18 protein-coding genes are annotated in these 23016 nt (G+C 43.6%); 10 read left to right on the plus strand and 8 right to left on the minus strand.

The features are described from left to right. Positions 1-241 precede the first annotated feature (241 nt). The 4 genes from V7R35_RS01820 to zapE all read left to right on the plus strand — a co-directional run bounded on the left by V7R35_RS01820 (position 242) and on the right by zapE (position 7310). Positions 242-3109: a M16 family metallopeptidase gene (locus tag V7R35_RS01820; protein ID WP_334012928.1), complete on the plus strand. Its 2868-nt coding sequence runs from the start codon at positions 242-244 to the stop codon at positions 3107-3109. Between the two features lie 74 nt (positions 3110-3183). Next, on the plus strand, positions 3184-4797 hold the full coding sequence (gshA, locus tag V7R35_RS01825; RefSeq protein WP_334012929.1) for a glutamate--cysteine ligase: 1614 nt from the start codon (positions 3184-3186) through the stop codon (positions 4795-4797). 51 nt (positions 4798-4848) lie between these two features. Then, on the plus strand, positions 4849-5487 hold the full coding sequence (locus tag V7R35_RS01830; protein WP_334012931.1) for a transglycosylase SLT domain-containing protein: 639 nt from the start codon (positions 4849-4851) through the stop codon (positions 5485-5487). Positions 5488-5891: 404 nt separating this feature from the next. Then, entirely contained in the window at positions 5892-7310 is a 1419-nt protein-coding gene (gene zapE / locus V7R35_RS01835) for a cell division protein ZapE (RefSeq protein WP_334012933.1), read from the plus strand. A gap of 223 nt (positions 7311-7533) precedes the next feature. Here the strand turns inward: zapE and V7R35_RS01840 are convergent, their stop codons facing one another. Then, positions 7534-7956: a hypothetical protein gene (locus V7R35_RS01840; RefSeq protein WP_334012935.1), complete on the minus strand. Its 423-nt coding sequence runs from the start codon at positions 7954-7956 to the stop codon at positions 7534-7536. 119 nt (positions 7957-8075) lie between these two features. Beyond that, positions 8076-8453, minus strand: coding sequence for a hypothetical protein (locus V7R35_RS01845; RefSeq protein ID WP_334012936.1), 378 nt, complete (start codon positions 8451-8453; stop codon positions 8076-8078). A gap of 287 nt (positions 8454-8740) precedes the next feature. Between V7R35_RS01845 and V7R35_RS01850 the strand changes: the two genes are divergently transcribed. Together V7R35_RS01850 and V7R35_RS01855 are read left to right on the plus strand one after the other, a co-directional pair. Next, positions 8741-9385: a chalcone isomerase family protein gene (locus tag V7R35_RS01850; protein ID WP_334012937.1), complete on the plus strand. Its 645-nt coding sequence runs from the start codon at positions 8741-8743 to the stop codon at positions 9383-9385. A 159-nt stretch (positions 9386-9544) separates the two neighbouring features. Continuing rightward, positions 9545-10354 (plus strand): DUF4198 domain-containing protein, encoded by an 810-nt coding sequence (locus tag V7R35_RS01855; RefSeq protein ID WP_334012938.1) that lies wholly within the window; start codon positions 9545-9547, stop codon positions 10352-10354. 82 nt (positions 10355-10436) lie between these two features. On the opposite strand, the gene V7R35_RS01860 is transcribed toward V7R35_RS01855, so the two are convergent. Continuing rightward, positions 10437-12119, minus strand: coding sequence for a glycoside hydrolase family 13 protein (locus V7R35_RS01860; RefSeq protein WP_334012940.1), 1683 nt, complete (start codon positions 12117-12119; stop codon positions 10437-10439). Beyond that, positions 12116-13447: an MFS transporter gene (locus V7R35_RS01865; RefSeq protein WP_334012942.1), complete on the minus strand. Its 1332-nt coding sequence runs from the start codon at positions 13445-13447 to the stop codon at positions 12116-12118. The genes V7R35_RS01860 and V7R35_RS01865 overlap by 4 nt, the downstream gene beginning before the upstream one ends. 188 nt (positions 13448-13635) lie before the next feature. On the opposite strand from V7R35_RS01865, the gene V7R35_RS01870 reads away from it, so the two are divergent. Beyond that, positions 13636-13887: a hypothetical protein gene (locus tag V7R35_RS01870; protein ID WP_334013270.1), complete on the plus strand. Its 252-nt coding sequence runs from the start codon at positions 13636-13638 to the stop codon at positions 13885-13887. A 75-nt stretch (positions 13888-13962) separates the two neighbouring features. Here V7R35_RS01870 and smrB read toward each other — a convergent pair whose 3' ends face one another. Beyond that, on the minus strand, positions 13963-14598 hold the full coding sequence (smrB, locus tag V7R35_RS01875) for an endonuclease SmrB (RefSeq protein WP_334012943.1): 636 nt from the start codon (positions 14596-14598) through the stop codon (positions 13963-13965). Between the two features lie 87 nt (positions 14599-14685). On the opposite strand from smrB, the gene prmB reads away from it, so the two are divergent. The 3 genes from prmB to V7R35_RS01890 all read left to right on the plus strand — a co-directional run bounded on the left by prmB (position 14686) and on the right by V7R35_RS01890 (position 18089). Continuing rightward, the gene (prmB, locus tag V7R35_RS01880) at positions 14686-15615 is read left to right on the plus strand and encodes a 50S ribosomal protein L3 N(5)-glutamine methyltransferase (protein WP_334012945.1); all 930 of its coding nucleotides are present in this window, start codon (positions 14686-14688) and stop codon (positions 15613-15615) included. Positions 15616-15631: 16 nt separating this feature from the next. Then, the gene (gene aroC / locus V7R35_RS01885) at positions 15632-16729 is read left to right on the plus strand and encodes a chorismate synthase (RefSeq protein ID WP_334012946.1); all 1098 of its coding nucleotides are present in this window, start codon (positions 15632-15634) and stop codon (positions 16727-16729) included. A 184-nt stretch (positions 16730-16913) separates the two neighbouring features. Then, positions 16914-18089, plus strand: coding sequence for an MFS transporter (locus V7R35_RS01890; RefSeq protein WP_334012948.1), 1176 nt, complete (start codon positions 16914-16916; stop codon positions 18087-18089). Positions 18090-18135: 46 nt separating this feature from the next. Here the strand turns inward: V7R35_RS01890 and V7R35_RS01895 are convergent, their stop codons facing one another. From V7R35_RS01895 to V7R35_RS01905, 3 genes are all read right to left on the minus strand, one after another. Beyond that, complete coding sequence (locus V7R35_RS01895) at positions 18136-19674, minus strand: SpoVR family protein (protein ID WP_334012949.1); 1539 nt, start codon at positions 19672-19674, stop codon at positions 18136-18138. A 3-nt stretch (positions 19675-19677) separates the two neighbouring features. Next, positions 19678-20964 (minus strand): YeaH/YhbH family protein, encoded by a 1287-nt coding sequence (locus V7R35_RS01900; RefSeq protein ID WP_334012951.1) that lies wholly within the window; start codon positions 20962-20964, stop codon positions 19678-19680. Between the two features lie 112 nt (positions 20965-21076). Then, positions 21077-22999 carry a PrkA family serine protein kinase gene (locus V7R35_RS01905; protein WP_334012953.1) on the minus strand — a complete coding sequence of 641 codons (1923 nt, stop codon included), beginning with the start codon at positions 22997-22999 and terminating at the stop codon, positions 21077-21079. Positions 23000-23016 lie beyond the last annotated feature (17 nt).

Here is a 23016-nt window from a genome sequence, read left to right on the forward strand (position 1 = left end):
ATTGCTTACGGTTCAAACTCGGCCTTTTTATCTGCCAATGACTACCAATAAGCGCAATCAACTGGAATAACCAGTGACTAGTGTAGATGATTATTCGCTAGTGTATTTCAGAATTACATAAATTAATACAATCATAGCAAAGTCAGACGAAGTAAACCGTTTAAAAGTCTGGTAATCTTCTGAAAATTAGTATGGTTATTGCCACACTCATAAAGGTGTGTTGAATAGGAAAGGAATAGTCATGTCAGGAAAACTGACCCTCAGTTCGCTGGTAATTGCGCTTGGTATTTTAGCGGTTTCAGGTTGCCAGCGTGCGCATGTTGAAACGCCAAAAGCTGCCAACACCGTATCAATAGATTATGAAAAGTACACGCTAGAAAATGGCTTAACCGTCATTCTTCATGAAGACCATTCAGACCCACTCGTCCACGTTGACGTAACGTATCACGTTGGTTCGGCGCGCGAGGAAGTGGGAAAATCAGGTTTCGCACATTTCTTTGAGCACATGATGTTTCAGGGGTCTAAACACGTTGCCGATGAACAGCACTTCAAAGTTATCACTGAGTCGGGTGGCAATTTAAACGGCACTACAAATACCGATAGAACCAATTATTTTGAAACTGTTCCTGCTAATCAGTTGGAAAAAGTGCTGTGGCTTGAATCAGACAGAATGGGCTACTTGCTTGAAGCCGTCGATCAAGAAAAGTTCGAAAACCAGCGCGAAACCGTGAAAAATGAGCGAGCGCAGCGTGTCGACAATCAGCCTTACGGCTTGCGTTTCGAGCTGAACGGTGAAGCGCTGTATCCAGAAGGGCACCCTTATTCTTGGCTAACCATTGGTTACGTAGAAGACCTAGACCGCGTAAATGTAAACGATTTAAAAGCCTTCTTTAAACGTTGGTACGGACCAAACAATGCGGTGTTAACCATTGGCGGCGACATTGATGTTGCAAAAACAAAGGAGTGGGTTGAGAAATACTTTGGCGACATTCCTACAGGCCCTGAAGTTGAAGAACCAGTGCCAGAACTGGTTACATTGTCTGAAACGCGCTACATGACGCTGGAAGATAAAGTGCACCTGCCGCTGTTACAAATTACCTTCCCAACGGTATATGCAAGGCATGAAGACGAAGCGCCGTTAGATGTATTATCTGATATTTTAGGCGGTGGGAAAACGTCTCTGTTTTACAAGAACCTGGTAAAAGAAGGGTTAGCCGTTCAAGCCGTCGTTTCACACCCCTGTAGAGAACTGGCTTGCGAGTTCCAATTACTCGCATTAGGTAATCCAGCAAAAATGCAGTCGCTTGCTACGCTTGAAAAAGTGATGGCCGACACGTTAAACGAGTTTGAAGCACGAGGCGTGATGCCAGATGACCTAGCGCGTACAAAAGGGCAAATTGAAGCGCGTACAGTATTCGGCCTACAAAGTGTATCGGGTAAAGTATCTGCGCTAGCAGCAGGTGAAACTTTTCATCAGACTCCCGACCTAATAGCCGATGATATAGCACGTTATAACGCGGTAACTGCACAGGATGTAATGCGTGTGTACAAGAAGTACATTAAAGATACCAACAGCGTTGTGCTTAGCGTTGTACCTAAAGGTCAGCCTCAGCTTGCTGCCGCAAAGCCTACTTTCGAACGCCCAATACGCAATATTCCTGAATCGTTAAGCGACGCCACTGAGTTAAACGACAACGCCCTATCAGACGAAACGTTTGTAAGCGCACCTTCAAGCTTTGATAGAAGCAAAATCCCTAACGCAGGACCAGCGCCTGTGGTAACCGTGCCCGATTTTTGGGAAGCAAAGCTAGGTAATGGTATTGAAGTGCTTGGTGTGACCAGTGATGAAACGCCTACTATTACCATGACAATCGGTCTAGATGGCGGCATGTTGCTGGATACCAGCGAAAAAGCAGGCACCGCTTACCTTACTGCACTTTTAATGAATGAAACCACGGCGAATTACTCTAACGAAGCGCTTGCCAATCAGCTTGCCAAGTTAGGTAGTTCAATAAGCTTCAGCACCGGCGGCCGTTATTCTCAAATTTACGTTTCTACGTTAACTAAACACTTAGATGCAACGCTTGAACTTTTGAAAGAGAAGCTGTTTAACCCTGCTTTTACTCAGGCCGATTTCGATAGAATGAAAGAGCGTGTGCTGCAAGGGCTGCAGCAGCAAGCGAAAACACCATCGAGTATTGCTAAGCGTGCTCGCGACTTAGTGTTGTTTGGCGCTGAAAACCGAGTAAGTCTGCCTGATGAAGGCACTATTGATACAGTAAACGCCATTACGCTTGATGATATTAAACGCTATTACCAGCAGTACTATTCTCCGTCGAAAGCAAGCATTGTAGTGGTGGGCAACTTGCCTCAAGAAGCTGTGCTAAGCAATCTAGACTTTTTAGCTAAGTGGCAGGGTAATGATTACGAGTTTAACGAGTACAGTGCCTTTCCTGAGTACCAAGAAAATACCATTTACTTGGTAGACAGCCCAGAAGCGGTTCAGTCTGTGGTGTACATTGTTGACCGCAGCCTGCCGTTCGATGCCACAGGCGACCATTTTAAAACACGTTTGATGAACTTCCCTCTAGGTGGTGCTTTTAACAGCCGCATTAATCTAAATCTGCGAGAAGATAAAGGCATTACCTATGGTGCAAATAGCGGCTTTATTGGCGGTAAAACGTTGGGTTGGTTTGAAGTAAGCACCGATTTAACGGCCAACAATACCGCAGAAGGTATTGCTGAAATTCTACGAGAGATTCAGTTGTATAGAACGGAAGGGGTTACAGAAGAAGAAATTCAATTCATGCGTAACGCCTACACGTTAAGCGATGCATTAGAATTTGAAACACCAACCAGTAAGGCGCGCTTCCTTCGTCAGTTGCTAAGTTACGATTTAGAGAAAGGGTATCGCGCTGAGCAGCTCGACATTATCAACAACATTGATAAAGACACCATTGATGCGCTTGCCAAGCAATATTTGAATATAGAACAGATGCAAATTATTGTAGTGGGCGATAAAGCGAAAATTTTGCCTCAGTTAAACGCGTTATCAATGCCAATTATCGAGTTATCAGTAGAGAGCAACACGCGAGAAGCGTTAAACTGATAGATTGATTTTTGTTGAATTTACACTATTGCCCCCCATAACTGGGGGCAATAATGACATAACGGACCATCATTTTGACTGCAAACTCAACCCGTTTTGAGGCGCGTATTGAAGCGCTTCAGTCTTCAGAGTTTTTATCTTCGCTTAAAGATATCAAGCGTGGTGTTGAACGAGAAGCACTGCGAATTAACCCCAATGGTACGCTGGCGCAAACTCCGCACCCTCAGCCGTTAGGCTCAGCACTTACACATGAATCGATAACGACAGACTTTTCAGAGTCACTGTTAGAGTTTATTACGCCTCCTGAAAGCAGCGCAGCAACAACAACTGCGCAACTTAAAGACATTCATAAATACGTAATTGATAACATTGGTGAAGAGCAAATTTGGCCGTTAAGTATGCCTTGTTTCATCGATGATGAAGCGCACATTCCCATTGCTTATTTTGGCGAATCGAATGTGGGTAAAATGAAGCGCGTATACCGTATTGGCTTAAAAAACCGTTACGGCAGCATGATGCAGGCCATTGCAGGCGTACACTTTAACTTCTCATTACCAGACAGTTTCTGGGCGCAATGGGCATCGTTAAACGGTAAAGCGCATTCACAAGAGCAAACGTCTGCCGACTACTTTGGCCTTATTCGTAATTATCGACGTTTCTGCTGGCTAATCCCATTCCTATACGGTGCGTCTCCAGCACTTTGCGGTTCATTTTTAAAAGGTAAGCAACATGCATTACCCTTTGAGAAAGTAGGAAAAGGCACTGTTTATATGCCATATGCCACGTCACTTAGAATGAGCGATTTAGGCTATACCAGTGCAGAACAATCGTCGCTGAAGATTTGTTATAACGAGCTAGATAATTACGTACATTTATTAAGAAGCGCAATGACAACACCGTCTACACGCTTTAGTAGCTTTGCTGCAGGCGAAGAGGGCAATTATCAGCAGCTTAGCCGTAATATTATTCAAATTGAAAATGAGCTGTATTCACCTATTCGTCCGAAACAGCCTACTAAGTCGATGGAAAAGCCTACCGACGCCCTTGTTCGCCGCGGTATCAATTACATTGAAGTACGTGCCTTAGATGTAAACCCATTCTCGTCGATAGGCATAACGCAAACCCAGTTTGATTTCCTAGATGTGTTCTTATTATCTTGCTTGCTAATTCCAAGTGCCGAGCTTGATGAAGTGCAGCTTAATGAAGCCAAAGAGAACATGAATAAAGTGGTGCTTGAGGGAAGAAACCCTGAACTTATGTTGTCGAACAACGGCGCGGAAATTTCACTGCCACAATGGTGTGACACGTTGTTTGGCTACTTTAAACAGGCTGCAACCCTCCTAGATAAAGCTAACGACACCGACCGTTACTCACGTGCAGTAGACTCTGAATTTGAAAAAGTGGGTAACCCTGATTTAACGCCGTCTGGCCAATTACTTAAACGGTTACTTGAAAGCGATAAAGACAACGGTGTGTTAGGTTTAGAACTTGCCCAACAATATCAGCAGGAAATGAAGCAATTTAGCTATACCTTTACCGATGAAAAAGGGTTTGCGGAACAGGCTGAGGTGTCGTTTAAGGCGCAGAAAGAGATTGAAGCGGCTGATAATAAAGACTTCGATACGTTTATACGCGACTATTTCGCTGAAGCACCGGCAAAAAAAATGCCTGACAAGGGTCAGGCATAGAAGGGTTCCAGGGAAACACACATTTTACTAGAACATTAATTAAGACAAGCTATGAACCAAAAGTTCAAAAAACTGGTTATTTTTTTATCAACTTTCATCGTTCTTTTTCCGCTACTTATCGCGGGCTGTGCAACTACACCTCCTAAAGATATAAGTAATTTATGCGAAATTTTCTACGAAAAGGACGATTGGTATGATGCAGCTGCTGATGCTCGAGATAAATGGGGAGTACCCATTCACGTGCCAATGGCCATGATGTATCAAGAAAGTTCGTTTAGACATGATGCGCTTCCACCCCGCGATTATGTGTTTTTTGGGCTCATTCCATGGGGCCGCGTAAGTTCTGCCTATGGTTATTCTCAAGCAAAAACACCTACATGGGCCGACTATATTCGCGAGTCAGGTAACAGTGGCGCAGATCGCGACGACTTCGAAGATGCCATCGACTTTATGGGATGGTTTATCTACAAGTCTCAGAAAGTGAATGGCGTGTCTAAATGGGATGCTTACGCACAATACTTGAATTACCACGAAGGCTGGGGCGGTTATAAAAGACGTAGCTATGATAAGAAGCCTTGGTTAAAGAAAGTGGCATCTAAGGTTAAAGCCCGTTCATTACGTTATGCAACACAGCTTAAAACCTGCGAAGAAGATCTTCAAAAAGGTTGGTTTATGAAGTTATTTACGTAAATGTTTGCGATAACTAAGTCAAACATCTCACGACTTAATGACCAATAAAAGTATGGGTAAGTGTACTAGTACAAGAAAAAAAGAGGGATAGACGGGCGTCTATCCCTCTACGACGCTAAGCCAAGACCGTTTTTTACCCAACGTCGAACAGGCATTTACAAGATAATGTAAATGAGAATTATTTACAATAAGTAATTTGGATTATTTTCATTCTTTTTTAGGAGTGGTTTAATCTATCCGTCTTGTGCCTTATTTAAGTTGACCGTCGAAACTCAAGTCTTTAATACAAATTCATTTGATACCTATACAGAAATTTAGCGTACCTATTCACCGTGTTGATCAAAAAATTAAGTTGATAAAACCATTAGGTTGATAACCTCATCAAGTTCATGATGAAGACGGTGATGAATAATATAGCAGTACAACATCGTGTCGAGCGGCAGTCTAACTCCACAGGCCTAGTAACAGAGGCATACGAACGCAAGGTAAATGCGGGCGAGGTTCGACAAGATAACGCACAATTTGCTCTAGCGGCAAAACTCGATGCTCTGTATGAGTCTCTCACCGCACTCCCACCAGTACCTGTGCGCATCGACAAATCGACAGACAGCGGCTCTAGAAGCCGCAGTTCACTGTTACTTCTACTTAAGCAAGCTTTGGCATCTGCCCAGTCTTTTTTTCAAAATAAGTTTTATTTGTGGTCCTATGGTCCGCCACCTCGAGGTATGTATATCCACGGCCCGGTTGGGGTGGGTAAGAGCTTTCTAATGGACCTTTTCTACGCGTTAGTTAATGCGTCTAAAATAACCAAACGCCGTGTTCACTTTCATGAATTCATGTTAGAGGTTCATCATCGAATCTTTGTCTACAAACAAAAGCATCCAAGAGATGACGCACTCCCTATTATTGCGCAACAACTGGCACAAGAAGCCCAGCTGCTTTGTTTCGATGAATTTCAAGTAACAGACGTTGCCGATGCCATGATTTTGAAACGACTGTTTTCACTATTAACTAGTTTGAATGTTGTAGTGGTGGCCACCTCGAATCGCTCCCCCGATACTTTGTATGAGGGAGGCATAAACCGCTCCCTCTTTTTGCCATTCATCGACATGTTGAAAGACACGTTAGACATTGTTTCCATGGAGGGTTCGCAAACAGATTATCGACGCGAAACTAAAGCGAGTGGCCAATCCTATTTCTGGTCAAACAATGATGGCGACACAATAAACAGCATACAGGCGCAGCTAGAGGACATATTTGGTGGCACTGCATCTGGAATGCAGGCCGAGGTTATATCTGTCCACTTTGGTCGCACTGTCCAAGTGAGTCGATTGAATGATAGGTGCGCGTGGTTCAACTTTTCCGAGTTGTGCTATCAACCGCTTGGTGCGTCCGATTATATTTCCCTTTGTCACCGGTTTCCGGTGCTCATTGTTGACCATGTACCTCAACTAAACGCTAACCACCTTAACGAAGCACGACGATTCGTAACCCTTATTGATGCGTGTTATGAAGCTCGCACCCGTTTGATACTGGCGGCACAGGTTCCGCTTAACGAGTTGTTTGTCGACTTTGAAGCGCACGTCGAGAGCGATGATGGTGATGGAGAATTAATTGTTAACGACAAAGGGGGGAATTCGAGTTCCTTTGCGACGACCATGATCCGCACTAAAGACGGGAAATATTACGAGTGGTCGGCAACAGGGCGAGTTGGCGTGTCACTAGCACAATTTTCATCCGCCAATGATCTCGCTTTTTCCTTTCGACGGGCTGCATCTAGGTTAGTAGAAATGGGGGGGAAAGAATGGGGGCGGCAAAGATGAAAGTTGCTTTATGACCCACAATTTGAGCCCACTGATACAGTGTTTTTTTGAGATTACTCAACGCAAGATAAGTCTTCACCCTCTTCAAGGAGTCGGAGGTTTGCAAACACCAGCTGGAATATTGGAAAGGGCCAGTATACGAAGGCTAAAATACCAAGCTAATCGAGGGAAGCCTACGAGTATTTGATCCCTGCGAGCACTTGCGAGCAACTACAGGTTTTTGTTAGCTATATTTGCCCGATTCAAACTCTGAATTTGACCAAGCTAAGTTAAGTTCAGGACTCTCCAACGTAAACTCAGAAAATACGCAACTATAAGACTGAGCAACGTCACACATAAAAGACACCCAGTTAATGAAGTCTTCTCCACTCAATTCATTACCATAAGGTCGAGTTGAACCGGTGAGAAATTGATACCCTTTTTCGTCGGTTTCGCTAACCTCAACTTCATAATTCTCACTGAGTTGCTGAGCCAAGTCGTTTAATTTTGACGGAACTTCACCAAAATGGGAGAAATCCATTGCGAATAACGTCTTATCATTAGCGCCAGAGCGTACAACAGCATTCCAAAGTTGAGTTGCTTCATCTATCTTTCTATTTTTGATTCTGGCGTAATACTCTTGCCAAGTTTTTTGTGAATTGCTCATGGAACTCCTTGTATAGCTAACCCCCAACATAGGGGTAATGACTTGGCAGTTTAATCGCGGAACTCTTCTGCATTGCTGTCCCAGTGTGGCACGCAGTGACACACGTATAAAGCGCTTTGTTATATTCCCGCTGCTGACTTTTTACTGAGCTGATCATTAAGTTCTTTAGTCTTCTCATCTGAGATTTGTAGAGGAAACTCATTGAAACTGCGCTGCATTTCTCGGATTCGGGAAATCATCTTTGATTTGGGTTTGGATTTTATGAGAACTTCCATGATACTCATATACAACTCCACATCTAATGCCTGTCTTGACTCTTGGCCACCATCAAAATTGAGTTTTTCCCTAATATAAAAAAGTTGTTCAACTCTATCCATATTTAACTCCAATACAAATGCCTCAGCCTCATTTTTGATTTTTTCAATTGCCTCAACACAATCTTGCGAAGCAAAAGTACTGAGAGGAGTTAAAAATAGTAAAAGAAAAAGACTTCTCATAAATCTCCTAAAGGAAAGCTTACAACTTATTACAGCTACTTCATACTAACAACCCGTTTCCTCTAAAAAACGATATTCTGTGTTTTCGTGGAAACGAAAATTAAGTGTGCGCTTAACGCCCATGTAAGATGATAAGAAACCCTCCAATATCACGAATTACACGAACCCATAATCAACGTTAAAGTAATTTCATACACGCCGTGCAAGTAAAGGCGCTATCATTACAACATAAAATTTTCCCAAAAATGACAGCTTATGACCACTACAATCAGACAACGAAGATTTTAATGGCGTACTCATATAGGTCTGTCTTCAATTTATTGGTTGCAGCAGCGTTTGTGTATATGGCGTGCTCCATTTTTTTCGCCAATACTTCGTTTGCGCATATCGCGGTTGATAGTGAACATGCAACAACAGTTTCCGATAGGTTTGATAAGCAATACATTAACAACAGCCCACTTATATTAAGCGGTAGCACCACGCGAAGAATGTTCTTCTTTAAAGTGTATAAAATTAGTCACTTTATGAAAGCTACTGAAGGCCTTCCCACACAAAGAAATGCGTTAGTCTCACACATTCTGAATGGAAGAGCACCGCAGCGCGTAGAGCTTGAATTTTTGCGAGATGTAACACCAAAGCAAGTAGAAAAAGCGTTGATAGATGGAATAGAGCGTAATAACGAAAATACGGACCTAACGCACATTAAAAAGGAAATTGCGCGTTTGTCTTATGACTTCGACGATGAAATAAAAAAGCACTCGTTGTTACGCCTTGAAAGGCATGGAAGTAGCTCACTCTCTGTCTTTTTTAATAACGAATTTATTGTTAAAACCAATAATACTGAGCTTATACATGCGCTGTGGTCAATTTGGTTCGGTCACGATCCCATTGTAGAAACCGATGCCCTAATATCACAATTACTTAGTCAGTAATTGATATACGGCGTTTTTGTATTCTGTACAGTCCTTCGTAAAACGATTACTCATCATCATATGAAATCTGAGATCTGCTTGTTGAATCTCTGTTTACCTCGCTTTTTACCTACTATCAATGCTATACCTAGTACAACTTATGACTAAAGAAGAATATTTATGAAAATGAAAAAGCTGTTTTTGAGTGCTGCACTATTATTGACGTCAAGTGCTGCCACTGCCCATGATTTCTGGTTAGCGCCTTCGGGTTTTACCGCTAGCAAGCCAACGGCTTTTGGTTTTCAATTTAAGGTAGGTCATAAAGACGATATTAATCACTGGAGTTTAACGTGGGATAAAATTGTGGCGTTGCGAGCGTATTCATCATCGGGTGTGTTAGACATGGCCAGTAGCATTGTACCGCGCACATCGCTGGTGCCTGGGCTTGCTAAAACACCGGTGCTTAATGATGGAACCTACGTTATTGGGTTTGAAAGTTATCATTCAGTAAGTGTTTTAGGTGCAGAGAAGTTTAATGATTACGCCAGCAAAGAAGGCCTTACTGCAATACTCAACCATCGAAAAGAAAGAGGGCAAGAGCAAGTCGCTGGTTCAGAGTTGTATTCGCGAAAGGCTAAGTCGATTGTACAAGTGGGTAAACTGCTCACCGATAATGCTACAAAGGCTATTGGTCATACGCTTGAAATTGTGCCTACATCGCACCCTTATTCTTTAAAGGACAACACCCTTACGGTAAAGGTTTTGTATAAAGGCCGCCCGCTGAAAGGTGCGAAAATTGATGCCATAGCGCTAGGTGATAGCGCTGAAACAGAGCAAGCATCAAAAACTAATGACAATGGCGAAGCTACGTTTGCATTCTCAAAGGCCGGCGCGGTAAAAATTAACGTTGTGTGGGGCGAGCCCCTAGTAAACAACGAGAAGGCAGACTTCGAAACCTACTTTTCAAGCTTAACCTTTGAAGTGTTGTAAGCCCCAAAAAAAACGCGCCTTGATTAAGGCGCGTTTTGCTTACTCTGTGCACTAAGGCACCCGTTTTAAATTGTTACTACTGCTACTTTATTTTTAGCACCACTGCCTGCCATGGCAGAAGACTAAAGCCAGCATCTACTTTTTCTAGCGTGTCGAAGTTATTAATCAGTACATCGCCATTGTGAAGTGCGTTAGGTATTTCAGCGACTTGTGGCGAGCTCGAATAGTTAAGCAGTACTAAAATCACGTCATCGTCTAACGTTCTTGTATAAGCGTAAATGTGCTCATCATCAGCCAGCAACAGCGCATACGCACCGTAAATTAACGTTAAGTTATCTTTGCGTAGCTGCGTTAACTCACGAAAATAATTTAACGGTGAATCAGGCCTATTTTCTTGCTCTGCTGCGTTTATTTCTTTGAAGTTGTCGGTAACTTTTAACCAAGGTTTGGCTGATGAAAAGCCAGCGTTCTCTGATGTGTCCCATTGAAACGGAGTACGAGCGTTATCTCTGCCGCTTAACTTATGCGATTCAAGAAGCTTTTGTGCATCCCCGCCTTCAGCTAATGTAAGGTTGTACCAATTGATGGTCATTAGGTCATCGTAATCATCAATACTGTCGAACTTTGCGTTCGTCATACCAATTTCATCACCCATGTAGTAATAGGGTGTACCGCGCATGGTTAACAAAAACGTGCTAAGTAGCTTTGATGATTGCTCTCGGTGTTCAGCTGAGTCGTCTCCAAACCATGAAACCTGACGAGGAAAGTCGTGATTGGTATGCCACTGAGTTCCCCAGCCCTTTTGGTCAAAGGCAGTTGCCCAGTCGCTCATTATCTTCTTAAATTTAACCAGATTGCGATGGTCGCTATTTACAATTTTGCGAGCGTCTAGGCCAAGTTCTACATGCTCAAAATGATAATTCATATTAAGCTCTTGGCGATCTTCATCTACTAGATCGTGAATGTTGGATAAGTTTGTACCAGGGCCTTCTGCAACCGTCATAATGTCGTAGTGTTGAAGTACTTCACGGTTCATTTCATGTAAATATTGGTGCAAGCGCGGGCCACTGGCATAAACGTCTATCATTTTATCGCCATGTACGCCTTCAAACGTTGGGTAGCCATCGTGTTTTGATATAAACGTAATCACATCCATTCGGAAACCGTCGATGCCTTTTTTGAACCAAAAATGCATCATAGCGAAAATTTCTTCTCGTACTTTCGGGTTTTCCCAATTCAAATCGGGCTGCGTTTTATCGAAATAATGTAGATAGTAGGCATTAGTTTTTTCATCAAACGCCCATGCGCTACCTTCCTCATCAAAGTAAGACCAACGCTCAGGCGGTGTGCCTTTTTCTGCCGGCCACCAGTGATAATAGTCGCGGTATGGGTTATCACGAGAAGAACGCGATTCTTTAAACCATTTGTGCTCGCTACTAGAGTGGTTTACCACCAAATCCATAACTACTTTAATGCCACGTTTGTGAAAGCCTTCCAGCATTTCATCAAAGTCTTCCATGCTACCAAAGTCATCCATAATGTTTTGGTAGTCGGAAATATCGTAGCCGTTGTCGTGATTTGGTGACTGATAAACCGGGTTCAGCCATACAATATCAATACCCAATGAGGCAATGTAATCTAAGCGTTGAATAATGCCCTGCAGATCGCCAATGCCGTCGCCGTTAGAGTCTTGAAAGCTTCTAGGATAAATTTGATAAACAACACCTTCTTTCCACCATTCGCGGTTTATTGTGCTGATTTTCATTGAGAAACCTCCTGATTAATGAGGTGATCTGGCTTTGACTTAATGCGAAGTGCTAAGGCCGCTCCAACAACAAAAAGAAGGCCCGACAGTGCTAGGGCGTTTCGAGGGTCGCTGCCTAGTAATGAGTCGTAGAAAAAGCCAATAGTGAACATTTCAAGAATTTGAGGAAGGCAGATCATAGCGTTAAGTAACCCCATGTAAACACCAACGCGAGCGGCCGGCGTTACGTCCGCTGTTATAATAAAAGGTATGGTCATAATGGCTGCCCAACCAACGCCAACCAGCGACATGCATACAAATGTCATGGTGAGGTCGGTGGTTAGTTGCATTGAAAGGAAGCCTACACCGCCAATTAACAAGAAGAGTGCGTAAGTATTTGCATCGCCTAAGTACTTAACAAAACGAACGATAACCAACGCCATAACAATGGTGGTAACGTTCATTACGGTAAATGCCATACCAACCTGCGCAGTTCCTTCAACAAACCCTGGGCTGTCGGGAGTAGGGGCGTTGTATACATGACGTGCTATCGACAGTGCAAGATACTGCCACATCATAGGTAGGGCAAACCATGTAGCTAGCTTCACCCACCAGATAGCCTTTAGTGATTTTGGCATTTCTAGCAATGCGCTCCAGAGTTCTTTGAATACGTGAGCAATACTAGTGTGTTGTTGGTTGGCTCTAAAGGCTTCCATGTCTTCGGGGGGAAGTTCATCAGTGGTGTAGAACGACCACACCGTAGAGACAAGTATGACAACAACGCCTACAACAAATGAGTATTTCACTATTTCAGGTATTTCTTTACCGTCAGTTTCAATTGATACGCCAAAGGCAATCATGATAAGCGGCATAAGGCCGGCAAGCATTTGGCCACCTGCCACCATGAATAGCTGTAGTGCGTAAGCAAGCGGTCTTTGTTGTTGATTTACTTTGTCGCCAACCAGTGCTCGATAGGGCTCCATCGCTGTGTTCATGGCAGCGTCAAGGATCCAAAATAAGCCAACTACCATCCAAAGCTCAGGCACATAAGGCATGAACATAACGGCAATTGAACCAACCAGTGCACCCATAAAAAAGAAAGGCTTACGTCGACCAAATCGGGTCCATGTACCGTCACTTATTACGCCAATTAACGGCTGTATTAATAAACCCGTTACTGGGCCCGCTAGCCAAAGAATAGGTAATTCATGTTCGGCAGCACCGTGGTAGCGAAAGATGGGGCTGAGGTTTGCTTGCTGTAATCCGAATCCGTACTGAATACCGAAAAAGCCAAAGCACATGTTCCATATTTGCCAAAAGTGCATTTTGGGCTTAAGTGAATCTTTCATAGTTAAAACTCATTGTATTGATGTTTTGATAACATTCTATTTTCAAAACTTAATCGTTTAAGCTTGCTCTGTCAATGAATTTAACCTCTCAATCAAAAAAGCGACTGTGTAACAGCCTTAATGCTGACTAACGTAATACAAAAGAATAATAAAAGTAGGCCAAAATTTTGTATCAAGGCTAGGTGTTATTGAAGTTTGATGCAGATCAAGAATATGAAGGGGTTTGGTTTTTTGACGATGTAAGCTTTGATCTAGATCACGATGTTACAGGTGTGTCTCCTCTACTATTAATGCAGTTGAAGAGGAGAAATATTATGTTCTGGACAATGATTAAAGACCCGGTGGTATGGGGCTCGCTTTTAGGCATAGGTATTATTGTGGCAATGATGGCGTACTACACTTATTTGTTTATGCATAATAGTGCAGACGCCACTAAATAATAGCTATGTAAACGCTAAGTAATTATTAAAAAGTGATTCGCAACAATTTATTAGCCAAGCTTGCGCTTATTGTTACTAGCGTTTGTTGTTTTGAAGCGGCACGTCTAATAGTACTAATAGCGCTGCTTGACCACCATATTCAAGCGGTGCTTGATGAAACGCTCTAACGTGTGGATGCTGAACTAAATAATGAGGCAGGGCGGCTTTTAGTACACCTTGCCCATAGCCGTGCATTACACAAACACAGTCTATGGTGTCTTTTCTCGCCGCGTGTATTAAAGCGGCAAGTTCTTCTTTCGCCAACTCTCTCGTAAGGCCATGCAAATCTAGCATCATTTCGGGTGAATAATCGCCACGTCGTAATTGCTTTACAATATGGGTAGACTCGCCTTCACGGCAATAACGCATAGGCCCTTCTTGTGGAAGCGCCGCCTGATACATGTCTGAAAAGCTAAATGAGGCTGCTAGCTGTTTACTATTTTTTAACCGCGTTGGTGAGGCTTGTAGGCGTTTATTAAACAGCTCTACCTGTTTGTCGGGTTCTACCTTGTCTTGCTGCAGCGGCTTAACGCCTTTCATTGCATCGGCGAATGAAAATCTTTCTTCCTCAACGCTATCGGCATCAGCCTTTCCCGCGTCGCCCGCTTTATTGACATTTTGTGCCGACAAGTTTTTCTTTAAGGCTTTTAGTTCTTTTTTAAACGCTTTCATTATGAATCAATATGCAATTTAACATGGGCGAACACAGTAAATGTTAGTATGATACCAGCTTTGCAATTTCTGATGTACCCAAACACCATGACCGATAAGTTTTACCTTGAAGAAGCCATTGAAGATCTACACACCCTGTTAGATATGACGCGATGGGCAACCAGCCGCTTTAACGACGCGGCGCTGTATTTTGGTCATGGCACCGACAACGCATGGGACGAAGCAACAAGCCTTGTTTTGCAGGCACTGCATTTACCACATCCTATTTTAGAGCAGGTAGGTGAAAGCGTGTTGTCGTCTCGTTTAACCAAAAGTGAACGTGAGAAAATTGCCGAGCTGATACTTAAGCGCGTGCAAACACGTATGCCGTTGCCTTACATCACTAACGAGGCATGGTTTTGTGGTATGCCATTTTATGTTGACGAGCGAGTGCTTATTCCACGCTCGCCTTTTGCAGAGCTAATACAAAACGAATTTGCCCCCTTTGTAGAGAATACACCAAGCAGTATTCTTGATATGTGTACAGGTGGAGCATGTATTGCCATTGCACTTGCTCACGCGTACCCAGAAGCACAAGTGGACGCAGTTGATATCAGCACAGATGCGTTAGAGGTAGCCGATATCAATATTCAGGAACACGGCTTAAGTCACCGTGTTTATCCAATTCAATCAGACTTGTTTTCTAGTTTAGAAGGTCAAAAGTATGACCTTATTGTGTCTAACCCGCCTTATGTTGACGCTGAAGACATGGCCGACCTTCCTGAAGAGTATCACCACGAGCCAGAGCTTGCGCTTGCTGCCGGTGAAGACGGTCTTGAGCTTGTCGATATTATGCTTCGCGAGGCGCCAACCTACCTAAATGATGGCGGTTGGTTATTCGTTGAAGTCGGTAACAGCGAAGTGCATATGAGCACGCGTTTTCCAGGTCTAGAAGTGATTTGGTTAGAGTTTGAAAACGGCGGTTCAGGTATTTTTGCAGTGCGTAAAGAGACACTGGTAGAACATTTTCAGCAGTAAGGAATAATAATAGATTATGTCAGGTAACAGCTTCGGAAAACTTTTCACTGTAACCACGTTTGGCGAAAGCCACGGTATCGCTATTGGCGGTGTGGTAGATGGTTGCCCTCCAGGTTTAAGCATTACTGAAGAAGATCTTCAGGTAGATTTAGATAGACGAAAACCAGGTACATCACGCTATACAACGGCACGACGTGAAGATGACGAAGTTCAAATTTTATCTGGCGTATTTGAAGGTAAAACCACTGGCACAAGTATTGGCCTTCTTATTAAAAACAAAGATCAGCGCAGCCAAGACTATGGCAATATAAAAGACCGTTTCCGTCCTGGACATGCCGACTATACGTACGATCAGAAATACGGCAGCCGTGATTATCGCGGTGGTGGTCGCTCATCAGCCCGCGAAACGGCTATTCGTGTAGCAGCTGGTGGCATTGCTAAAAAATACCTCAAAGAGGTTCATGGCATTGAGGTGTTAGGTTATTTGTCAGAACTAGGCCCTATTGCTGTTGATAAGGTTGACCACAGCGTTACCAACACCAACCCATTTTTCTGTCCTGATGAAACTAAGCTAGAAGCACTCGACGAATATATGCGTAACCTTAAGAAGTCAGGTGACAGTATTGGTGCAAAAGTGTCAGTTGTTGCGAAAAATGTGCCTGTTGGTTTAGGTGAGCCTGTGTTCGATCGTTTAGATGCCGAAATTGCCCACGCTATGATGGGGATAAACGCGGTGAAAGGCGTTGAAATTGGTGATGGCTTTGACGTTATCAATCAATTAGGCAGTGAACACCGCGACACACTTACGCCAGATGGGTTTACATCTAATCACTCGGGCGGCGTGCTAGGCGGTATTTCAACTGGCCAAGACATTGAAGTACACATGGCACTTAAGCCAACATCAAGCATTTCTGTACCGGGTAAAACCATTAACAAAGACAATGAAGAAATAGACATTGTTACCAAAGGTCGACACGACCCTTGTGTTGGTATTCGTGCGGTACCTATCGCCGAAGCGATGCTTGCACTAGTATTGATGGACCACCTTCTGCGCCATCGTGCGCAAAATGCGGGAATTGTTTCATCTACTAAGCCTATTGCTGGTCAGGCTTAATTGGTAAGTAAATACTTGCTATACAACGCTCGCTGGTTACTTTTTTAATTGCTATCAAGCGTAACAAACTAAAAAAGCAGACCTGCGCGGTACACCAGCTCAGAAACATAGCTCATCGAATTTTGCGCCATTACCTAAAGCAATTGCTAAGGGCTAATGGCGTTTTTGCATATGGAGATCACCGTTGACACTTCGTGGTAACTCATCGCTAATCGTTTTAGCAATCACTTACTGGCTTTACTTCGGCCAGCTTGGTGTACTCGTGCCTTATTTGGGTATTTTTCTTGATGGGCGAGGCTTTTCTTCTGCTGATATCGGTGAGTTATTTGCGGTTATTACCCTAGCGCGAATTTTAGGGCCCGGCTTATGGGCTGGCGTGGCGGATAAAACAGGTAATGCCATTGGCGTAATGCGCCTAGGGTGCTTGCTAACGGTAGTCACTTTTTCGTCTGTGTTTTATTTCTCTAGTTTCTGGGGGCTAACGCTATCGTTTGGTTTAATGATGATGTTCTGGACTGCTGTTTTGCCGCAGTTAGAGGTTATTACCATGAATACGGTGGCCAAAACCTCAGCAACTTATGGCCAAATTCGCTTGTGGGGCAGCGTTGGCTTTATCTGCCTTACGGTGATGGTAGGTAAAGCACTGGATCTGTTTTCCACAGAGTCTCCGGTTTATGTAAGTGTTGGCGTTTTAGCTATGTTATTTGTTAGCACATTATTCATAAACGCACCTGCTGAAAAAGCATCACAAGAAAATGCGGTTGGAAGTATTTGGAAATTTGCTAAGCAACGTCCTTTTGCCGTGTTCATTTTCGCCTCAGCCTGTTTGCAAATAAGTTTTGGCGCTTTTTATGGTTTCTTTGCGTTGTACATGCGTGACCTGGGGTATAGCGGTCAGCAAACAGGTGTATTTATCGCGCTAGGCGTACTGGCCGAAGTTGGGATTTTTCTTATCGCCCGCCAGCTAATCGACAAATTCGGTGTATGGAATTTGCTTTTTGCTAGCTTGCTTTTAACGTCTATGCGCTGGTACCTGATGGCGGCATTTGCCGACTACTTTGTTGTGATCATAATAAGCCAGCTTATTCATGCACTTAGCTTTGGGCTTACTCATGCTGTGTCTGTCCACTTTATTCACCAATATCTACCCAAGGCTTATCAAAGCCGAGGGCAGGCGGTATACATTAGCATTGCCTTTGGGTTAGGTGGTGCATTTGGTAATTATATGGCGGGCCAACAGTGGTCTCAGGGCACCAATGCCTATATGACTTTCGTTACTGCCGCTGTGTTTGCAGCAGCGGGCGCATTGTCGTTACTGCTTTGCAGTAAACAGTCGATGAACAGCGCTCCCCAGCATTAAATGTAATACAAGCAGGTAGTCATTCTACCTGCTTGTATTACTTACTCTAATTACCTGCTTCTGCCGTGCGCTTGCACTCGCTTATTAGCTCTATGTTGTCATTGCCGTTGTCTTGTTCAAGACGCACATCAAATTTCCACAGTCTGTGGAGGTGTTTCATAACTTCGTCTTTCGAATTACCTAATGGAATACCTCGCTGAGGAATGTAACGAAGAGTAAGTGAGCGGTCACCTCTAACGTTTACATTATGCACCTGAATATTGGGTTCTAGGTTGCTTAAATTGTATTGTGCAGAAAGCTTCTCTTTAATGGTTTGATAACCCATTTCATCGTGAATTGCGCTTACGCGAATAAACGATTTTGCGGTGTCATCCTCTAATGAAAACAATTTAAAATCGCGTATTACTTTGGGTGACAGGAACTGACTGATAAAGCTTTCATCTTTAAAGTTTTCCATTGCAAAATGCACAGTCTCTAACCAGTCTTTGCCGGCTATGCTGGGCAAATATTTATAGTCTTCCTCTGTGGGTTCTTGGCACACCCGCTTTATGTCCATAAACATGGCAAAACCAAGCGCATAAGGGTTTATACCGGAATAGTAAGGGCTGTTGTATTCTGGCTGCATAACAACGCTTGAGTGGCTATGCAAAAACTCCATCATAAAACGGTCGCTCACTAGGCCTTCGTCGTACATTTCGTTCAAAATGTGATAGTGCCAAAAACAGGCCCAGCCCTCGTTCATGACTTGGGTTTGCTTTTGCGGGTAAAAATATTGCGATACTTTTCTTACTATACGTACTATTTCACGCTGCCATGGCTCTAACAACGGCGCATTTTTCTCTATAAAGTAAAGCAGGTTTTCTTGAGGCTCTTGCGGAAATCGTGGCGCTTCTTTATGTGCGTGATGCGAGCTGCCTGGTAACGTTCGCCACAGTTCGTTAACTTGAGATTGTAAGTAAGCCTCGCGTTCTTCTTGTCTATTCCTTTCTTCTTGCAGTGATATTTTCTGAGGGCGTTTGTAGCGGTCTACGCCGTAATTCATTAATGCATGGCACGAATCGAGAATGTTCTCTACTTCCTCATAACCGTGCTTTTCCTCACATTTGGCAATATAGTTTTTAGCAAACACCAAATAGTCGATAATTGAGCTCGCATCAGTCCATGTTTTAAATAAGTAATTGCCTTTAAAAAATGAGTTGTGCCCATAACACGCATGAGCCATCACCAGTGCCTGCATGGTAATGGTGTTTTCTTCCATTAAATAGGCAATGCATGGGTCTGAGTTAATCACTATTTCATAAGCGAGCCCCATTTGGCCTCTGCGGTATTGTTGTTCAGTTTGGATAAACTTTTTACCAAAAGACCAGTGCGTATAATTCAAAGGCATACCAATACTGGCATAGGCATCCATCATTTGCTCTGCGGTAATCAGCTCGATTTGGTTGGGATAAGTATCCAACCTGAACTTCTTAGCAATACGGTCGATATGGTGCTCGTATTCTTCAATAAGAGGGAATGTCCAGTCAGGCCCGTCACTTAATAAATGACGCTTCGTTTCTTTTTCTTTAAGTTGTGCTTCGTTCATCACTTACGCTCCCTGCTTTGCATCTTGCTCTGAGCGTTTAAAAAGCTCTCTAAACACGGGGTAGATATCTGCTTGGGTCTGGATATGCTTACAAACAAAGTTATCGTGGGTATCAGCCACTTTTTCGTATTCACGCCAAAGGCTTTGATGCTGTCGCTCGGTAATTTCGATATAGGCGTAATAACGGGTAGCCGGCAACAGTTTTTGAGTCAGCAAATCGCGGCATTGCGGCGAGTCATCTGCCCAATTATCGCCGTCTGAGGCTTGAGCAGCATAAATGTTCCAGTCGCTATCGCTGTAGCGTTCCCTTATTACTTCATCCATGAGTTTTAAGGCGCTTGAAACAATGGTACCTCCGGTCTCTTGTGAATAGAAAAACTCTTGCTCATCAACTTCTTTGGCTTGAGTGTGATGACGAATGTAAACCACCTCTACGTTTTCGTAGGTCCGCGTAAGAAAGAGATACAGTAGAATATAAAAGCGCTTTGCCATGTCTTTGGTGGCTTGATCCATAGAGCCCGATACGTCCATTAAACAAAACATCACCGCTTTACTAGAGGGGAGGGGCCGCTTATCGTAGTTTTTAAATCTTAGATCAAAGGTGTCGATAAAGGGCACGCGCGCAATCTTTGCCTTTAGCGTCGCTATTTCTTCCTCAAGAGCTAACACCTGCATGGTGTTGTCGTGCTTGTCATTTAACAAGCGGTCTAGTTCTTCCTCGCATTCTTTGAGCTTGCGTTTATCACTGGCACTTAAAGCAATACGTCTTGCCACCGAGCCCTTAAGAGAACGCACAATATCTAAATTACTTGGCACGCCATCGGTTTGATAACCTGCGCGATAGGTCTCATATTGCGTAACTTTGTCGAATTGGTTTTTCTTTAAATTTGGTAGTGCCAAATCTTCAAACAGTAAATCAAGGTACTCATCTTTAGAGATTGAAAAAACAAACTCGTCTTGGCCTTCTCCTTCATTACTAGCATCGCCTTCACCTGACCCTCTTCCAGCGCCGCCGGGAGGGCGCTCGATAGTGTCGCCAGCCGTAAATTGGTCGTTGCCGGGGTGTACTATGTCCCTGCTACCGCCTCGCCCAGTGTGAAAGATAGGTTCAGAAATGTCTTTTGCGGGAATACTGATCTGTTCGCCAGAGTCTACATCGGTAACAGAGCGTTTGCCCACGGCATCAGACACCGCTCGTTTTATTTGCTGTTTATATCGCTTAATAAAACGTTGACGGTTTACTGTGCTTTTGCCCTTGCTGTTAAGCCTTCGGTCAATAAAATGCGCCATATAAACCTGCTCTTTGTTTCGTGAATTTGTTGAACAGGCAGTGACAGCGTATGTTGCGCACCGTCACACCTGTTTGTTCGTTATTACAACAACGCGTTAAGTGTTAATAAGCTTAAGACGCTTTACGAACACGCAAATACCACTCACATAGCAATCTAACTTGTTTTTGCGTATAGCCTTTCTCTGTCATACGATTAACAAAGTCATCATGCTTTTTCTGTTCTTCAGCTGAGCCTTTTGTATTGAATGAAATGACGGGCAGCAAGTCTTCGGTGTTCGAGAACATCTTTTTCTCAATGACCGTGCGTAATTTCTCGTAGCTCGTCCATGCTGGATTTTTGCCAGAATTGTTTGCGCGAGCTCGCAGTACAAAATTCACAATTTCATTTCTGAAGTCTTTAGGGTTGCTAATGCCAGCGGGTTTCTCGGTTTTTTCTAATTCCGCATTCAGTGAAGCACGGTCGAAAAGCTGGCCCGTTTCTGGATCTCTATACTCTTGGTCTTGGATCCAGAAATCGGCGTACGTTACATAGCGGTCGAACAAGTTCTGCCCGTATTCAGAGTACGATTCCAAATAGGCCGTTTGAATTTCTTTACCAATAAACTCCACGTAGCGAGGAATAAGGTAACCTTTCAAAAACTCAAGGTACCTATCAGCTGTGTCTTGTGGAAATTGCTCTCGTTCTATTTGCCTTTCTAACACGTAGAATAAGTGAACCGGATTGGCCGCCACTTCTTGATGGTCGAAGTTAAATACCCTCGACAATATCTTAAATGCAAAGCGGGTCGACAAGCCCTCCATCCCCTCATCTACGCCGGCATAGTCGCGATATTCTTGGTAAGACTTCGCTTTTGGATCGGTGTCTTTCAAGCTTTCGCCGTCGTAAACTCGCATCTTCGAGAATAAGCTAGAGTTCTCTGGCGCTTTAAGTCTAGAGAGCACGGTAAATTGCGCTAAGCACTCCAGTGTATCTGGCGCACACGGCGCACCGTGCAGTTCGCTGGTATCTAACAGCTTTTTGTATATCTTTATCTCTTCGCTTACGCGCAAACAATAAGGCACTTTCACAATGTAAACACGATCCAGAAATGCTTCATTGTTCTTATTGTTTCGAAACGACTGCCATTCAGATTCGTTGGAGTGCGCTAGAATAAGGCCGTCGAAGGGCAGGGCAGAAAAGCCTTCAGTGGGGTTATAGTTTCCTTCTTGCGTTGCCGTTAACAAAGGATGCAGCACTTTAATAGGTGCTTTAAACATTTCGACAAATTCCATTAGCCCTTGGTTAGCTTTACACAGCGAGCCGGAATAACTGTATGCATCGGGATCGTTTTGGGCAAATTGTTCAAGACGGCGTATATCTACTTTACCCACCAGTGAAGAAATATCTTGATTATTTTCATCTCCGGGCTCTGTTTTAGCGATACCCGTTTGGTCTAGAACACTTGGGTACACGCGAACCACTTTAAACTGGGTTATGTCGCCGTTGAATTCGTGCAGTCGCTTACGTGCCCAAGGCGACATAATGGTTTTCAGATACCGCTTTGGTATGCCATATTCTTTTTCAAGAATGTCGCCGTCTTCTTTTACATCAAATAAGCAAAACGGGTGGTCGTTAACCGGTGATCCTTTCAGCATATAGATAGGTACGTTTTGCATTAGCTCTTTCAGACGTTCTGCTAATGACGACTTACCACCACCAACGGGCCCCAGTAAATAAAGAATTTGTTTCTTCTCTTCCAAGCCTTGTGCAGCATGTTTTAGGTAAGAAACAATTTGCTCAATGGCTTCTTCCATTCCGTAAAATTCAGAAAAAGCAGGATAACGAGATATAACGCGGTTTGAGAAGATTCGGCTTAGCGCCGGGTCGTTGGCAGTGTCGATGAGTTCAGGTTCGCCAATTGACTTTAACAAACGTTCGGCTGCATTGGCGTAGGCGAGTTGGTCCTCTTTGCAGATATCGAGAAACTCTCCTATGGTGAACTCTTCTTGTTTTCGCTCCTCATAGCGATTTTGATAGTGTTCGAAGATACCCATGAATACCCCTTAGAAAA

Source organism: Alteromonas sp. S167, from assembly GCF_036864375.1.
Classification (GTDB): domain Bacteria; phylum Pseudomonadota; class Gammaproteobacteria; order Enterobacterales; family Alteromonadaceae; genus Alteromonas.

What these genes read in the sequence shown, in the direction of transcription:
- V7R35_RS01820 (WP_334012928.1), top strand. Translation starts at nt 242, where the DNA reads ATGTCAGGAAAACTGACCCTCAGTTCGCTGGTAATTGCGCTTGGTATT.
- V7R35_RS01830 (WP_334012931.1), top strand. Translation starts at nt 4,849, where the DNA reads ATGAACCAAAAGTTCAAAAAACTGGTTATTTTTTTATCAACTTTCATC.
- zapE (WP_334012933.1), top strand. Translation starts at nt 5,892, where the DNA reads ATGAATAATATAGCAGTACAACATCGTGTCGAGCGGCAGTCTAACTCC.
- V7R35_RS01840 (WP_334012935.1), bottom strand. Translation starts at nt 7,956, where the DNA reads ATGAGCAATTCACAAAAAACTTGGCAAGAGTATTACGCCAGAATCAAA.
- V7R35_RS01845 (WP_334012936.1), bottom strand. Translation starts at nt 8,453, where the DNA reads ATGAGAAGTCTTTTTCTTTTACTATTTTTAACTCCTCTCAGTACTTTT.
- V7R35_RS01850 (WP_334012937.1), top strand. Translation starts at nt 8,741, where the DNA reads ATGGCGTACTCATATAGGTCTGTCTTCAATTTATTGGTTGCAGCAGCG.
- V7R35_RS01855 (WP_334012938.1), top strand. Translation starts at nt 9,545, where the DNA reads ATGAAAATGAAAAAGCTGTTTTTGAGTGCTGCACTATTATTGACGTCA.
- V7R35_RS01860 (WP_334012940.1), bottom strand. Translation starts at nt 12,119, where the DNA reads ATGAAAATCAGCACAATAAACCGCGAATGGTGGAAAGAAGGTGTTGTT.
- V7R35_RS01865 (WP_334012942.1), bottom strand. Translation starts at nt 13,447, where the DNA reads ATGAAAGATTCACTTAAGCCCAAAATGCACTTTTGGCAAATATGGAAC.
- smrB (WP_334012943.1), bottom strand. Translation starts at nt 14,598, where the DNA reads ATGAAAGCGTTTAAAAAAGAACTAAAAGCCTTAAAGAAAAACTTGTCG.
- prmB (WP_334012945.1), top strand. Translation starts at nt 14,686, where the DNA reads ATGACCGATAAGTTTTACCTTGAAGAAGCCATTGAAGATCTACACACC.
- aroC (WP_334012946.1), top strand. Translation starts at nt 15,632, where the DNA reads ATGTCAGGTAACAGCTTCGGAAAACTTTTCACTGTAACCACGTTTGGC.
- V7R35_RS01895 (WP_334012949.1), bottom strand. Translation starts at nt 19,674, where the DNA reads ATGAACGAAGCACAACTTAAAGAAAAAGAAACGAAGCGTCATTTATTA.
- V7R35_RS01900 (WP_334012951.1), bottom strand. Translation starts at nt 20,964, where the DNA reads ATGGCGCATTTTATTGACCGAAGGCTTAACAGCAAGGGCAAAAGCACA.
- V7R35_RS01905 (WP_334012953.1), bottom strand. Translation starts at nt 22,999, where the DNA reads ATGGGTATCTTCGAACACTATCAAAATCGCTATGAGGAGCGAAAACAA.